Below are 13,780 nucleotides of genomic sequence, written 5' to 3'. Positions count from 1 at the left end.
TCATCCCCTATTCTCCTGAAGGAGCGCAAAGTGTTAAACAAAGTTCTGCCGGTGCTGCTGTTACTCTCCGCCCCCGTTCTGGCGGCTAAGCCGGTTCTCACGGTCTACACCTACGATTCCTTCTCCGCCGACTGGGGCCCTGGTCCGGCGGTAAAAAAAGCCTTTGAAGCACAGTGCAACTGCGAGCTGAAATTCGTCACGCTGGAAGATGGCGTGTCGCTGCTGAACCGCGTGCGGATGGAAGGCAAAAACAGTAAAGCCGATGTGGTGCTGGGGCTGGATAACAATCTGGTGCAGGCCGCGCAGAAAACCGGTCTGTTTGCCGAAAGTCAGGTCGACACATCGACATTAAAACTGCCCGATGGCTGGCACAACACCACCTTCGTGCCGTTCGATTATGGCTACTTCGCGTTTGTCTATGACAAAACCCGGCTGAAAAATCCGCCAAAAAGCCTGAAAGAGCTGGTCGACAGCCCGGAGAAGTGGCGGGTGATCTACGAAGATCCCCGCACCAGCACGCCCGGCTTAGGGCTGCTGCTCTGGATGCAGAAAGTCTATGGCGATCAGGCGCCGCAGGCGTGGCAAAAGCTGGCGCAGAAAACCGTGACGGTGACCAAAGGCTGGAGTGAAGCCTATGGCCTGTTCCTCAAGGGCGAAGGCGATCTGGTGCTGAGCTACACCACCTCTCCGGCTTACCACATCATCGAAGAGAAGAAAGAGAATTACGCCGCTGCACCCTTTGCAGAGGGTCATTATCTGCAGGTCGAAGTTGCCGCGCAGCTAGCCAGCAGCAAACAGCCGGCACTGGCACAGCAGTTCATGAAATTTATGGTTTCGCCTGACTTCCAGCGCACTATCCCCACCGGCAACTGGATGTACCCGGTGATCGACACGCCGCTGCCTGCCGGTTTCGCGGCGCTCAACGTGCCTTCCACTGCTCTGCAGTTCTCGCCAGAAGAGGTTGCCAGCCAGCGTTCGGGCTGGATTAGCCAGTGGCAACGCGCCGTCAGTCGCTGATGCCGCGCTGGCTGATTCCCGGTTCCCTCGCCACGATATTACTGACCATCGTGGCATTTATGGCGTTCGGTGCACTCTGGAGCGCCGCGCCGGATACGGACTTACGCGGCGTGCTGCAGGATGATTACCTGCATCACGTTATCGCGTTTTCTTTCGGTCAGGCTCTGCTCTCCGCCCTGCTGTCACTGCTGCCTGCGGTGCCGCTGGCGCGGGCGCTCTATCGACGCCGTTTTCCGGGTCGTCTGTTGCTGCTGCGCCTGTGCGCCATGACGCTGGTGCTGCCGGTGCTGGTCGCGGTGTTCGGTCTGCTGACCGTCTATGGTCGCAATGGCTGGCTGGCGCAGTTGTGCCAGCTGGCAGGGATGGGTTATCACTTCTCCCCGTATGGTCTGCCAGGCATCTTGCTGGCGCACGTCTTCTTTAACCTGCCGCTGGCGACCCGCCTGATGCTGCAGGCGCTGGAGAGTATTCCGGCGGAACAGCGTCAGCTGGCGGCACAGCTCGACCTGCGCGGCTGGCATCATTTTCGTCTGCTGGAGTGGCCATGGCTGCGGCGTCAGCTGTTGCCGACCGGTGCGCTGATCTTCATGCTCTGTTTCGCCAGCTTTGCCACCGTACTGTCACTCGGCGGCGGTCCGCAGGCCACCACCATTGAGCTGGCGATCTTCCAGGCGCTGAGTTATGACTACGATCCCGGACGCGCAGCGCTACTGGCGCTCATCCAGCTCGGCTGCTGTCTGACGCTTGTGCTGCTCAGCCAGCGTTTCAGCAAGGCGATTCCCGCCGGAACCAGTCAGCTGAACGGCTGGCGTGATCCGCAGGATTCGCGTGGAGCACAGCTGATGGATGCGCTGCTGATTCTGCTGGCGCTGATGCTGCTGCTGCCCCCGCTGGCGGCGGTCATCGTCGATGGTCTGCACGGCGGACTGCGTGGCGCGCTGGCGCAGCCTGCACTGTGGCAGGCCACCTTGACGTCATTGCGTATCGCCATCGGTGCCGGTCTGATCTGTGTGGTGCTGACCATGATGCTGCTGTGGAGCAGTCGGGAACTGCGTCTGCGCCAGCGTCCGGCGGCGGCACAGTTGATCGACACCAGCGGCATGCTGATTCTGGCGATGCCAGGCATTGTGCTCGCCACCGGCTTTTTCCTGCTGTTCAATGCCACTATTGGCCTGCCTGATTCGGCAGAAGGGCTGGTGATCTTTACCAATGCGCTGATCGCCATTCCCTATGCGCTGAAAGTACTGGAAAACCCGATGCGGGATGTCGCAGAGCGTTACGGCAGGCTCTGCGATTCGCTGGATATCCACGGCTGGAACCGGCTGCGGCTGATCGAGCTGCGGGCGCTGAAACGTCCGCTTGCCCAGGCGCTGGCCTTTGCCTGCGTACTGTCGATTGGTGATTTCGGCGTGGTGGCACTGTTTGGCAACGCTGACTTCCGCACACTGCCGTTCTACCTTTATCAGCAGATTGGTGCCTATCGCGGCGCAGATGGCGCGGTCACCGCCCTGCTATTACTGCTGCTCTGCTTATTGCTGTTCACGCTAATGGAAAAATTACCAGGCCGCCATGCTGACTCTTGATAACCTCACTTACCTTTATCAGCATCTGCCGATGCGCTTCAGCCTCAAGGCCACACGTGGCGAGCGCATCGCCATTCTCGGCCCCAGCGGAGCCGGGAAGAGTACCCTGCTGAGCCTGATTGCCGGTTTCCTGCCGGTGAAACAGGGCACCCTGATGATTGACGGGCAGGATCACACCCACAGCGTGCCAGCCAGACGACCGGTTTCGATGCTGTTTCAGGAGAACAACCTGTTTCCGCACCTCAGCGTGCAGCAGAACATGGCGCTGGGGCTGCATCCGGGATTAAAACTCAGCGCTGAGCAGCGCCAGCAACTGGCTGCACTGGCCGATCAGGTGGGATTAGGCGATCTGCTGGCCCGCCTGCCGGGCGAGCTGTCGGGCGGACAGCGACAGCGTGCGGCGCTGGCGCGCTGTCTGCTGCGTGATCGTCCGGTGCTGCTGCTGGATGAGCCTTTTTCTGCACTGGATCCCGCGTTGCGCGGCGAGATGCTGCAACTGGTGCGTTCAGTGTGCGAAGCGCGCAGCATTACACTGCTGATGGTGTCGCACAGTCTCGAAGATGCCCGGCAGATTGCGCCGCGCAGCGTTGTGATTGTGGATGGACGGGTTTACTGGGATGGCGAGACCCGACAGCTGCTGTCGGGTGACACGCGGGAGGCCGAGGTCCTTGGCATCCCGCGCCGTTAAGCGTTACGCGAAGAAAACCTGCCACAGCAGATGACGGAAAATCGGCATCATCGGATGGAACTGAATGCCGACAAACGCTGCGACGGCGATCACCAGCCCCAGCGGACCTGCCCAGCGCAAACGCTCCGGCGGCAGCCAGGCAGTCGCCCAGTCACGACTCTTGCCACTGCGCCACCAGCGCCAGCATAACCAGCCCCCGAGCCATATCAGCAGTGCTGCGCCAAGTAACAGCCATTTAAAGCTGCCGCCCTGCGCGGCTTTCGGCACATCGATCGCCACGCCTGCCAGAATACCAGGCAGCAGATAAAGCGGTGGCCAGAGGATGCAGCCGATAAGGTTCGGCGGCAGAAATTTACGCACCGGCAGCTCCAGCATACCGGCCGCCAGCGGGATCAGCGGACGCGTAGGTCCCACAAAGCGCCCGACCAGAATCGTAAACATGCTGTGCTGATGCAGGGCGTGCTCGGTTTTATCCAGCAGGCCTTTGTACTTTTGCAGATACTTCCAGCGGTGCAGCGGCCCCTGGAATTTCCAGCCGATACCGTAAGAAACCCAGTCACCAATCAGGCAGCCCGCAAAACCCGCGGCCCAGGCCGGGTAAAGGCCCAGCTCGCCACTGCCGATCAGCGCGCCCAGGCTGGCCATCATCACTGTGCCTGGCAGCAACAGCCCGACCAGCGCCAGCGACTCCAGAAACGTCACCAGCGCAACGGCAAACAGCGCCCATTCCAGAGACTGCGTAATCAGTTGTTGAATCCAGGCTTCCATAATCATCCTAAGTAAAAGCAGAAGGCTGGATTGTCCAGAGCCAGCCACACAGCGTCAAGGCAAGAATTGTAGGACAATGTTGACAAAACCGGTGACGAGAACTGTATAAATATCCATGGTATACTTAAGCCGTTTTCTCACCCCTGAAATACTGAGTCCGGAGAACATCTGAATATGCCCCGCGCAGGTTTTCTGCTCACCCGCCACTGGCGCGACAGCCCGCATGGCACCGAAATTATCCTCTGGCTCGCCACTGATGCCGGTGCGCAGCGCGTGGTGCTGCCCGTGCAGGAGTCTGTCGCGTTTATTCCCGAAGAATTTCAGGCGCAGGTCAGCGAGCTCCTCAAAGATGAACGTCAGTTTCGGATTCAGTCGCTGGCGCTGAAAGATTTCCGCCGCCGCCCGGTTTTTGGCCTCTACTGCCCGCAGCATCGTCAGCTGCAGCGCATTGAAAAACGGCTGCGTGAACAGGGCATTCCGGTGTATGAAGCGGATATTCGCCCGCCGGAGCGCTACCTGATGGAGCGTTTTATTACCGCGCCGGTCTGGTTTGAGGGCGAGCAGCGCGGTGATAGCGTGGTCAATGCGCGGCTCAAACCCCATCCCGACTATCGCCCGCCACTGAAGTGGGTCTCGCTGGATATTGAAACCACACAGCATGGCGAGCTCTACTGCATCGGGCTGGAGGGCTGCGGTCAGCGTCAGGTTTATATGCTCGGCCCGGCCAACGGTGATGCCAGCACGCTGGATTTCGAGCTGATCTATCTCGACAGCCGACCACAGCTGCTTGAAGCGCTGAACCAGTGGTTTGCAGATCACGATCCGGATGTGTTGATTGGCTGGAACGTGGTGCAGTTTGACCTGCGGGTGTTGCAAAAGCATGCCGATCGTTACGGCATTCCACTTCGTCTTGGTCGCCAGCAGGCCGCGCTGGAGTGGCGTGAACATGGCTTTAAGCCCGGCGTTTATTTTGCGCAGGCCAGCGGGCGGTTGATTATTGATGGCATTGACGCGCTGAAATCAGCGTTCTGGGATTTTCCCTCATTCAGCCTGGAGTCGGTGTCGCAACAATTGCTGGGTGAAGGTAAAGCAATCGATAATCCCTGGCAGCGCATGGAGGAGATCAACTGGCGTTTTGCCAACGATAAACCGGCGCTGGCACGCTACAACCTCAAAGACTGCGAGCTGGTGACGCGCATTTTTCATAAAACGGCGATAATGCCGTTTCTGCTGGAACGCGCGGCGGTGAATGGCCTGGCAGTCGATCGCCACGGCGGCTCGGTGGCGGCCTTTGGTCATCTTTATATTCCGCGGATGCATCGCGCGGGATTTGTTGCCCCGAACCTGGGTGATGTGGCGCCGGAAGCCAGTCCGGGTGGCTATGTGATGGATTCGCGCCCTGGTCTGTATGACTCGGTGCTGGTGCTGGATTATAAAAGTCTCTATCCGTCGATTATCCGCACCTTCCTGATCGACCCGGTGGGTCTGGTAGAAGGACTGGCCCATCCTGATGATGCCGATTCGGTCGAAGGTTTTCGCGAAGCGCGTTTCTCCCGGCACACTCACTGCCTGCCTGCGATCGTCGAGCAGATCTGGCTGGGTCGTGAAGCGGCGAAAAAGCAGAAAAACCAGCCGCTGTCGCAGGCGCTAAAGATTATCATGAACGCCTTTTACGGTGTGCTGGGCACCAGCGCCTGCCGCTTCTTTGATCCGCGCCTCGCCTCCTCAATTACCCTGCGCGGTCACGCCATCATGCAGCAGACACGCGCGCTGATCGAGGCGGAAGGCTATGACGTGATCTATGGCGACACCGACTCCACTTTTGTCTGGCTGAAGTCCGCCCACAGTGAAGAGCAGGCCGCCGCGATTGGTCAGCAACTGGTGCAGAAAGTGAATGCCTGGTGGCGCGACCACCTGCAGCAGACCCACGGGCTGACCAGCGCACTCGAGCTGGAGTATGAAAATCATTTTTGTCGTTTTCTGATGCCGACCATTCGCGGCGCGGAACAGGGCAGCAAGAAACGCTATGCCGGACTGATTCGTGACGCCGCCGGTGAACGCATGGTTTTCAAGGGGCTGGAGTCGGTGCGAACGGACTGGACGCCACTGGCAAAAGCATTTCAGCAGCAGCTCTACCACCGTATCTTCCACCGTGAGCCGTGGCAGGATTACATTCGCACCACCGTCGCGCAGCTGCTGGCGGGTGAACTCGACGATCAGCTGATCTACAAAAAGCGTCTGCGACGTCCGTTAAAAGAATATGAACGAAACGTGCCCCCGCACGTGCGTGCCGCCAGGCTGGCGGATGAGCAGAATCGTAAATTAAACCGGCCTTTGCAGTATCAGAATGGAGGCCGGATTCGTTACGTGATTGCCACGGCAGGCCCCGAGCCACTGGAGGCACGCAGCACGCCGCTGGATTACGACCACTACGTTACGAAGCAACTTCAACCGGTCGCGGAGGGGATTCTGCCCTTTGTCGAAGGTGACTTTGCTACACTTATTACCGGGCAGCTGGGGCTTTTTTGACAGGTGACGAATGCCCTGCCATCCAGTACCATAGCGCCCTTCCTGAAACTCACCGCTCTTAAAGCCCGCTCCAGACCTTGTTGTCTGGTGGTAGCGCTATTGCCTGAGCTTTGGGAACACCTTTAAAAACGTTAAAATTCGAGCAAACAATATATGGTTTTTACATTAGGTCAGCGCTGGATTAGTGATACGGAAAGTGAACTGGGACTGGGCACCGTGGTGGCGATCGATACACGTATGATCACCCTGCTGTTCCCCGCTACGGGAGAAAACCGCCTTTACGCCCGCAACGATTCGCCGGTTACCCGCGTCATCTTTAATCCGGGTGATACCATCACCAGCCACGAAGGCTGGCAGATGCGCGTTGATGAAGTACGCAACGAAAATGACCTGATGACCTATATCGGTACCCGTCTGGATACCGAAGAAAGCGACGTGATGCTGCGCGAAGTGATGCTCGACAGCAAGCTGGTATTCAGTAAGCCGCAGGATCGTCTGTTTGCCGGCCAGCTCGACCGGATGGACCGTTTTGCCCTGCGCTTCCGCGCCCGTAAATACCAGAGTGAGCAATACCGCCTGCCGATTAGCGGCTTACGCGGTATGCGTACTAACCTGATCCCTCACCAGTTGCACATCGCCCATGATGTGGGCCGCCGCCATGCGCCGCGCGTGCTGCTGGCCGATGAAGTTGGCCTGGGTAAAACCATTGAAGCCGGGATGATCATCCAGCAGCAACTGCTGGCTGGCCGTGCCGAGCGCGTACTTATCGTGGTGCCTGAAACCCTGCAGCATCAATGGCTTGTTGAGATGCTGCGCCGCTTCAACCTGCGCTTTGCGCTGTTTGACGACGACCGCTACACCGAAGCGCAACACGACAGCGACAATCCGTTTGAAACTGAGCAGCTGATTATCTGCTCACTCGACTTCGTGCGTCGCAACAAACAGCGTCTTGAAATGCTGGCCGATGCCGAATGGGATCTGCTGGTGGTCGATGAAGCGCACCATCTGGCCTGGTCAGAAGGCGAGCCAAGCCGTGAATATCAGGTTATTGAACAGCTGGCTGAAAAAACTGCCGGGGTTCTGCTGCTGACCGCGACGCCAGAGCAGCTGGGCATGGAGAGTCACTTCGCCCGTCTGCGCCTGCTCGACCCGGACCGTTTCCATGACTTTGCCGCCTTTGTTGAAGAGCAGCAGCATTTCCGCCCCATCGCCGATGCCGTTACCGCGCTGCTGGCGGATAAAGCGATCTCCCAGGCGGAGATGAACCGGATCAACGATCTGGTCGGCGAGCAGGACATCGAGCCGCTGCTGCAGGTTGCCAACAGCGACCGCGAAGGCAAGCTGGAAGCGCGTCAGGAACTGATCTCCATGCTGATGGATCGCCACGGCACCAGCCGCGTGCTGTTCCGTAACACCCGTAATGGGGTTAAAGGCTTCCCGAAACGCGAACTGCATCAGATCCGCCTGCCGCTGCCTGCGCAGTATCAGACGGCAATTAAAGTCTCCGGCATTATGGGCGCGCGCAAAAGCGCAGAAGAGCGGGCGCGCGACCTGCTCTATCCGGAGCAGATTTATCAGGAATTTGAAGGCGACAGCGGCACCTGGTGGAACTTCGATCCGCGCGTGGAATGGCTGATGGGCTATCTCACCACTAACCGTAAAGAGAAAGTGCTGGTGATCTGCGCCAAAGCGGCCACCGCGCTGCAGCTGGAGCAGGTACTGCGCGAGCGCGAAGGTATTCGTGCAGCGGTGTTCCACGAAGGTCTGTCGATCATTGAACGTGACCGTGCTGCCGCCTGGTTCGCCTCAGAAGAGAATGGCGCGCAGGTGCTGTTGTGCTCTGAGATTGGTTCAGAAGGCCGTAATTTCCAGTTTGCCAGCCGTCTGGTGATGTTCGATCTGCCGTTTAACCCGGACCTGCTGGAGCAGCGTATCGGTCGTCTGGATCGTATCGGTCAGGCGCACGATATTCAGATTCTGGTGCCGTGGCTGGAGCAGACCGCACAGGCCGTGCTGCTGCGCTGGTATCACGAAGGACTGGATGCGTTTGAACACACCTGTCCGACCGGCCGGACAATCTATGACAGCGTCCATTCGCAGCTCATCGGCTATCTGGCCGCACCGGAAAACAGCGAAGGCTTTGATGCCTTTATCACCGACTGCCGCAAACAGCATGACGCGCTGAAACTGCAGCTGGAACAGGGTCGCGATCGCCTGCTGGAGCTGAATTCAAACGGCGGTGAATCGGCTCAGTTGCTGGCTAACGCTATCAGCGAGCAGGATAACGACACCGGCCTGGTGAACTTCGCGCTTAACCTGTTTGATATTGTCGGTATCAATCAGGAAGATCGCAGCGATAACCTCATTGTGCTGACCCCTTCCGATCACATGCTGGTGCCCGATTTCCCTGGCCTGCCGGAAGATGGCTGCACCATCACCTTTAACCGCGATCAGGCGCTGTCACGTGAAGATACTCAGTTCATTACCTGGGAGCATCCGCTGATTCGCAACGGACTGGATCTGATTCTGTCGGGCGACACCGGCAGCAGCGCCCTGTCACTGCTGAAGAACAAGGCGCTGCCGGTGGGGACGCTGCTGGTCGAGCTGATCTATGTGGTTGAAGCCCAGGCACCGAAGCATCTGCAACTGACCCGCTTCCTGCCGCCAACGCCAATCCGTCTGCTGATGGATACGAAAGGCACTAACCTGGCAGGCAAAGTGGAGTTCGAAAGCTTTAACCGTCAGTTGAATGCCGTTAACCGTCACACCGCCAGTAAACTGGTGAATGCGGTGCAGCAGGATGTCCATGCGATTCTGACTCAGGCCGAAGAGAGCGTCGTCAGCGAAGCGCGTGCCGTGATTGAGGCGGCACGGACCGAGGCGAATGAGAAGCTGGGTGCCGAGCTTTCGCGTCTTAACGCGCTGAAAGCCGTCAACCCGAACATCCGCGACGACGAAGTTGAGGCGCTGGAAAGCAATCGTGAACAGGTGCTGCAAAGTCTGGATGAGGCCAACTGGCGTCTTGACGCGCTGCGCCTGATTGTGGTGACACACCAGTAAGCTCAGGGGCCGCATGGCCCCTTATTTTTGGAAAGCCCCATGGAACCTTACAACCCACCGCGTGAACCCTGGCTGCACATCCTTTATCAGGATGCGCATATCATGGTGGTGAACAAACCCAGCGGTCTGCTCTCGGTACCCGGTCGTCTGGATGAGCACAAAGATAGCGTGATGACGCGGATACAGCGGGATTTCCCGCAGGCGGAATCTGTGCACCGACTTGACATGGCGACCAGTGGCGTGATGGTCGTGGCGCTGACCAAGGCGGCGGAGCGTGAGCTGAAACGACAATTCCGCGAGCGGGAGCCTTCCAAAACGTATGTGGCCTGCATCTGGGGTCATCCCGAGAAGGAAGAGGGGCTGGTTGATCTGCCGCTGATCTGCGACTGGCCAAATCGTCCAAAGCAGATGGTCTGCTTCGAGAACGGCAAAGCCGCACAGACAGAATATCAGGTGCTGGAGTATCGGGCGGACAACAGTACGCGGATTTCGCTTAAGCCGATTACTGGCCGCTCACACCAGCTAAGGGTGCATATGCTGGCGCTGGGCCACCCGATTCTGGGGGACAACTTCTATGCACATCCGGAGGCCAAAGCGATGGCGCCCCGTTTACTGCTGCACGCGGAGTCACTCACCATTACCCATCCGGCATTTGGTAATGCCATGACGTTTCGTCAGCCCGCCGACTTTTAAGGTTTACGGCAGGACTGTCGCCGTGGCCTCCTCTGTTGCAGAAGAGGCCACAGGAGCGACGCATTACTTGAAGCCTTTCTCTTTGCGAATCAGATCGTAAGCCGCCTGAATTTCCTGCGCTTTCTGCTTCGCCATCTCCATCATCTCTGGCGGTAACCCTTTCGCCACCAGCTTATCAGGATGATGCTCACTCATGAGCTTGCGGTAAGCACGTTTAATCGTGGTGGCGTCATCACTGCTCTTCACGCCCAAAACGCTACAGGCATCTTCCAGCGTTGGACCACGTTGCGCCTGCTGAAAGCCGCCTGAACTGCGCTGCCCGCCGCCAAACTGCTGGCCGCCCTCCATCATGCGCAGGAACTGATCGAACTGACCACGCGAAATGCCCAGCTCTTCGGCAATCACGTAGAGTACCTGTCGCTCATTGGGGTGCAGTGAGCCGTCGGCAAAGGCGGCCTGGATCTGAATCTCCAGGAACATCCGAATCAGATCGAACCGGCCAAAACAGGCGCTGCGCAGTTCTCGCAGCTTGCTGCGCAACGGGTAATCCGCCTGCTTACCTTCGCGGAACGCGCGCTGAGCAGCCGTGCGTGAGTCACCGTGCAGCTGCATCCGCTCCATGAGCAGTGAAGCAATCTGGATATCCGCTTCCGTAACCCGCCCTTTTGACTTGGTCAGATGGCCCATCACCTGAAAGGTGGTGCTGAAAAACAGCGTCTGCCGGGTCTGATTATTTGAAAAGTAAGCCTTGCCTTGTGCGCCACGTACTTTGTCAATCATATGGCCAATGATCAAACCGATCACAATACCCCAAAAGCCTGCGCCGGAAAGTAATCCCACCGCCAGACCCATAACTTTTCCCCAGTAGCGCATAAACTCCTCAATTCGCCATGCTTGCGGCTGAAAATTGCATTATCATACCTGTCATTTATCTCAGCGCCTAACGGCAACGCTGACAGACCAGGATTAACACTGGCGCAACGCCGGGCAGTAAGTTAGTCTCTGACCCGATTGTCGGCATGATGCCAGTTTTCATGGAATTCTCGATACCGCGTATGAAAAAACATATACCTACCCTGCTGGCCACACTGATCGGCGCAGCCATTAGCCAGCAAGCCTTTGCCGACGATTTGATGTCGCAGTGTATGTTAGGCGTGCCGAGTTATAACCGCCCGCTGGTCAACGGTGATACCAACCAGCTGCCTGTCACTATTCACTCCGACGCCGCCAAAGGGAACTATCCCAATGATGCGGTCTTTACCGGCAATGTGAATATTGAGCAGGGCAACAGCCGTATGCAGGCGGATGAAGTTCAGCTTCATCAGCGTCAGCAGGAAGGCCAGACGGCGCCAGTGCGTACCGTCGATGCCCTGGGTAATGTGCACTACGATGACAACCAGGTCATCCTGAAAGGTCCGAAAGCCTGGTCAAACCTCAACAGCAAAGATACCAACGTCTGGAACGGTGATTATCAGATGGTGGATCGTCAGGGACGCGGCACCGCCGACCAGATGAAGCTGCGCGGCGATAACCGCTACACCATTCTGGAGAACGGCACCTTTACGTCCTGTCTGCCCGGTTCCAACAGCTGGAGCGTGGTCGGTTCACAAGTCATCCAGGATCGCGAAGAGGAAGTGGCGGAGATCTGGAACGCCCGCTTTAAGCTGGGTCCGGTTCCGGTGTTCTACAGTCCCTATCTGCAGTTACCGATTGGCGATCGTCGTCGATCCGGTTTCCTGATCCCGAATGCAAAATTTGGCAGCAACAACGGCTTTGAGTTCGTGCTGCCTTATTACTGGAACATTGCGCCGCAGGCCGATGCGACCATCACGCCGCACTACATCAGTAAGCGCGGCATGAAATTTGAAAACGAATTCCGTTATCTGACGACGCTGGGTGCCGGCCTGGTCGAATTCGACTACCTTGGCTCCGATAAACAGTACGATAACGACAAAGCACTTCGTGGCATCGCCGAGGATTCCAGCTCCGACCGCTGGTTGTTCTACTGGCAGCATGCCGGTGTCTATGAACAGCACTGGCGTTTCAACGCCAACTACACCAAAGTCAGCGATCAGTATTACTTCAACGATCTCGACTCGAAGTACTACAGCTCCACCGACAACTACGCCACGCAGAAATTCAGCGTTGGTTATGCGGACACCAACTGGGACGCCACACTCTCAGCCAAAGATTTCCAGGTGTTTGGCAGTACTACCAGCAATAACGTCTACCGCGCGATGCCGCAGCTGGATGTTAACCTCTATCAGAATGATATCGGCCCGTTTGATGGCCGGGTTTATGCTCAGGCGGTGAAATTCACCAACGTCAACAGTCGTCTTCCTGAAGCGACCCGTTTACACGTTGAGCCAACCCTGAACCTGCCGCTCTCCAACGGCTGGGCCAGCCTGGATACCGAAGCGAAGTTCCTGGCGACCCACTATCAGCAGACTGACGTTGATTATTATAACAATACGGCCAATGGCTTCAGAGGAAGCAATAGCGGCGAACTGGATGAATCGGTAAACCGCACCCTGCCGCAGTTTAAAGTGGATGGCCGGCTGGTGTTTGACCGCGATATGGACTCCGCAGTGGGTTATACCCAGACGCTGGAACCACGCGTGCAGTATCTTTATATCCCGTACCGCGACCAAAGCAATATCTATCCGTACGACTCTACGCTGCTGCAAACCGACTACACCGGTCTGTTCCGCGATCGTACCTATAGCGGCCTGGATCGCATCGCTTCAGCCAATGAAGTGGCAACCGGTGTTACCTCGCGTATTTATGATAACGATCTGGTTGAACGTTTTAACGTTTCTGTGGGTCAAATCTACTCGTTTACCCCTTCTCGTACTGGTGTGAATCAAACCAATAAAGAAGATGATACCGGCAGTCTGATTTGGGCTGGCGATACATACTGGAAAATCAGCGATCGCTGGGGTGTTCGGGGCGGGCTGCAATATGACACCAAACTCGACAACGTCTCCCAGGGCAATACTGTTCTGGAGTACCGTCGTGATGCCGACCGTATGGTGCAGTTGAGCTACCGCTACAGCAGCCCGGAATATATCGCGGCAGCGTTAAATGACAGCAACCTGGTGACCAATCCTATCTACAAAAATGGGATTTCACAGGTGGGCACCACGGCCAGCTGGCCGATTGCCGATGCATGGTCTGTGGTAGGTGCTTACTACTACGATACCCGCAACAAGCGTCCGGCGTCGCAGCTGGTTGGCCTGCAATACAGCTCATGCTGTTACGCTCTCCGGGTCGGTTACGAGCGCAAAATTAACGGTTGGGAAAACGACGACAGTAAGTACGACAACCAAATCTCATTCAACATTGAGCTGCGTGGTCTGAGTCCTAACTATGGCTTAGGCACCAACGATATGCTGCGTCAGGGCATTATCCCTTACCAGCCTGCTTTCTGATGTTGTGATGT

At 57.4% G+C, this 13,780-nt stretch carries 9 protein-coding genes; 7 read left to right on the top strand and 2 right to left on the bottom strand.

Translation table 11 applies throughout. The annotated features are described in order from the left end of the window. Positions 1-30 precede the first annotated feature (30 nt). Genes thiB through thiQ form a run of 3 tightly spaced genes read left to right on the top strand, consistent with a single transcriptional unit; the run spans position 31 to position 3,288 of the window. The gene (thiB, locus tag LQK91_RS12390) at positions 31-1,017 is read left to right on the top strand and encodes a thiamine ABC transporter substrate binding subunit (protein ID WP_003854783.1); all 987 of its coding nucleotides are present in this window, start codon (positions 31-33) and stop codon (positions 1,015-1,017) included. Continuing rightward, positions 993-2,600 (top strand): thiamine/thiamine pyrophosphate ABC transporter permease ThiP, encoded by a 1,608-nt coding sequence (gene thiP / locus LQK91_RS12385; protein WP_039658791.1) that lies wholly within the window; start codon positions 993-995, stop codon positions 2,598-2,600. The genes thiB and thiP overlap by 25 nt, the downstream gene beginning before the upstream one ends. Next, complete coding sequence (gene thiQ, locus LQK91_RS12380) at positions 2,587-3,288, top strand: thiamine ABC transporter ATP-binding protein ThiQ (RefSeq protein ID WP_039658793.1); 702 nt, start codon at positions 2,587-2,589, stop codon at positions 3,286-3,288. The genes thiP and thiQ overlap by 14 nt, the downstream gene beginning before the upstream one ends. Before the next feature lie 3 nt (positions 3,289-3,291). On the opposite strand, the gene LQK91_RS12375 is transcribed toward thiQ, so the two are convergent. Continuing rightward, positions 3,292-4,056 carry a DedA family protein gene (locus LQK91_RS12375; protein WP_003854790.1) on the bottom strand — a complete coding sequence of 255 codons (765 nt, stop codon included), beginning with the start codon at positions 4,054-4,056 and terminating at the stop codon, positions 3,292-3,294. Positions 4,057-4,224: 168 nt separating this feature from the next. On the opposite strand from LQK91_RS12375, the gene polB reads away from it, so the two are divergent. From polB to rluA, 3 genes are all read left to right on the top strand, one after another. Further along, positions 4,225-6,585: a DNA polymerase II gene (gene polB / locus LQK91_RS12370; RefSeq protein ID WP_105099549.1), complete on the top strand. Its 2,361-nt coding sequence runs from the start codon at positions 4,225-4,227 to the stop codon at positions 6,583-6,585. A 153-nt stretch (positions 6,586-6,738) separates the two neighbouring features. Continuing rightward, positions 6,739-9,645 (top strand): RNA polymerase-associated protein RapA, encoded by a 2,907-nt coding sequence (gene rapA / locus LQK91_RS12365; protein WP_003854794.1) that lies wholly within the window; start codon positions 6,739-6,741, stop codon positions 9,643-9,645. Positions 9,646-9,684: 39 nt separating this feature from the next. Further along, positions 9,685-10,338, top strand: a complete 654-nt coding sequence (rluA, locus tag LQK91_RS12360) for a bifunctional tRNA pseudouridine(32) synthase/23S rRNA pseudouridine(746) synthase RluA (RefSeq protein WP_003854796.1) — start codon at positions 9,685-9,687, stop codon at positions 10,336-10,338. Positions 10,339-10,401: 63 nt separating this feature from the next. Here rluA and djlA read toward each other — a convergent pair whose 3' ends face one another. Beyond that, entirely contained in the window at positions 10,402-11,211 is an 810-nt protein-coding gene (gene djlA, locus LQK91_RS12355) for a co-chaperone DjlA (protein WP_003854797.1), read from the bottom strand. 182 nt (positions 11,212-11,393) lie between these two features. Between djlA and lptD the strand changes: the two genes are divergently transcribed. Then, on the top strand, positions 11,394-13,769 hold the full coding sequence (gene lptD / locus LQK91_RS12350) for an LPS assembly protein LptD (RefSeq protein WP_050540837.1): 2,376 nt from the start codon (positions 11,394-11,396) through the stop codon (positions 13,767-13,769). Positions 13,770-13,780: the final 11 nt, after the last annotated feature.

Source organism: Pantoea sp. MHSD4, assembly GCF_021043305.1.
Classification (GTDB): domain Bacteria; phylum Pseudomonadota; class Gammaproteobacteria; order Enterobacterales; family Enterobacteriaceae; genus Pantoea; species Pantoea eucalypti.
This window is presented reverse-complemented; position numbering and strand designations above follow the sequence as displayed.

Bases quoted from the DNA above. Each gene is read 5' to 3' on its own strand.
- djlA (WP_003854797.1), bottom strand. From the start codon at position 11,211: ATGCGCTACTGGGGAAAAGTTATGGGTCTGGCGGTGGGATTACTTTCC.
- rluA (WP_003854796.1), top strand. From the start codon at position 9,685: ATGGAACCTTACAACCCACCGCGTGAACCCTGGCTGCACATCCTTTAT.
- LQK91_RS12375 (WP_003854790.1), bottom strand. From the start codon at position 4,056: ATGGAAGCCTGGATTCAACAACTGATTACGCAGTCTCTGGAATGGGCG.
- rapA (WP_003854794.1), top strand. From the start codon at position 6,739: ATGGTTTTTACATTAGGTCAGCGCTGGATTAGTGATACGGAAAGTGAA.
- lptD (WP_050540837.1), top strand. From the start codon at position 11,394: ATGAAAAAACATATACCTACCCTGCTGGCCACACTGATCGGCGCAGCC.
- thiQ (WP_039658793.1), top strand. From the start codon at position 2,587: ATGCTGACTCTTGATAACCTCACTTACCTTTATCAGCATCTGCCGATG.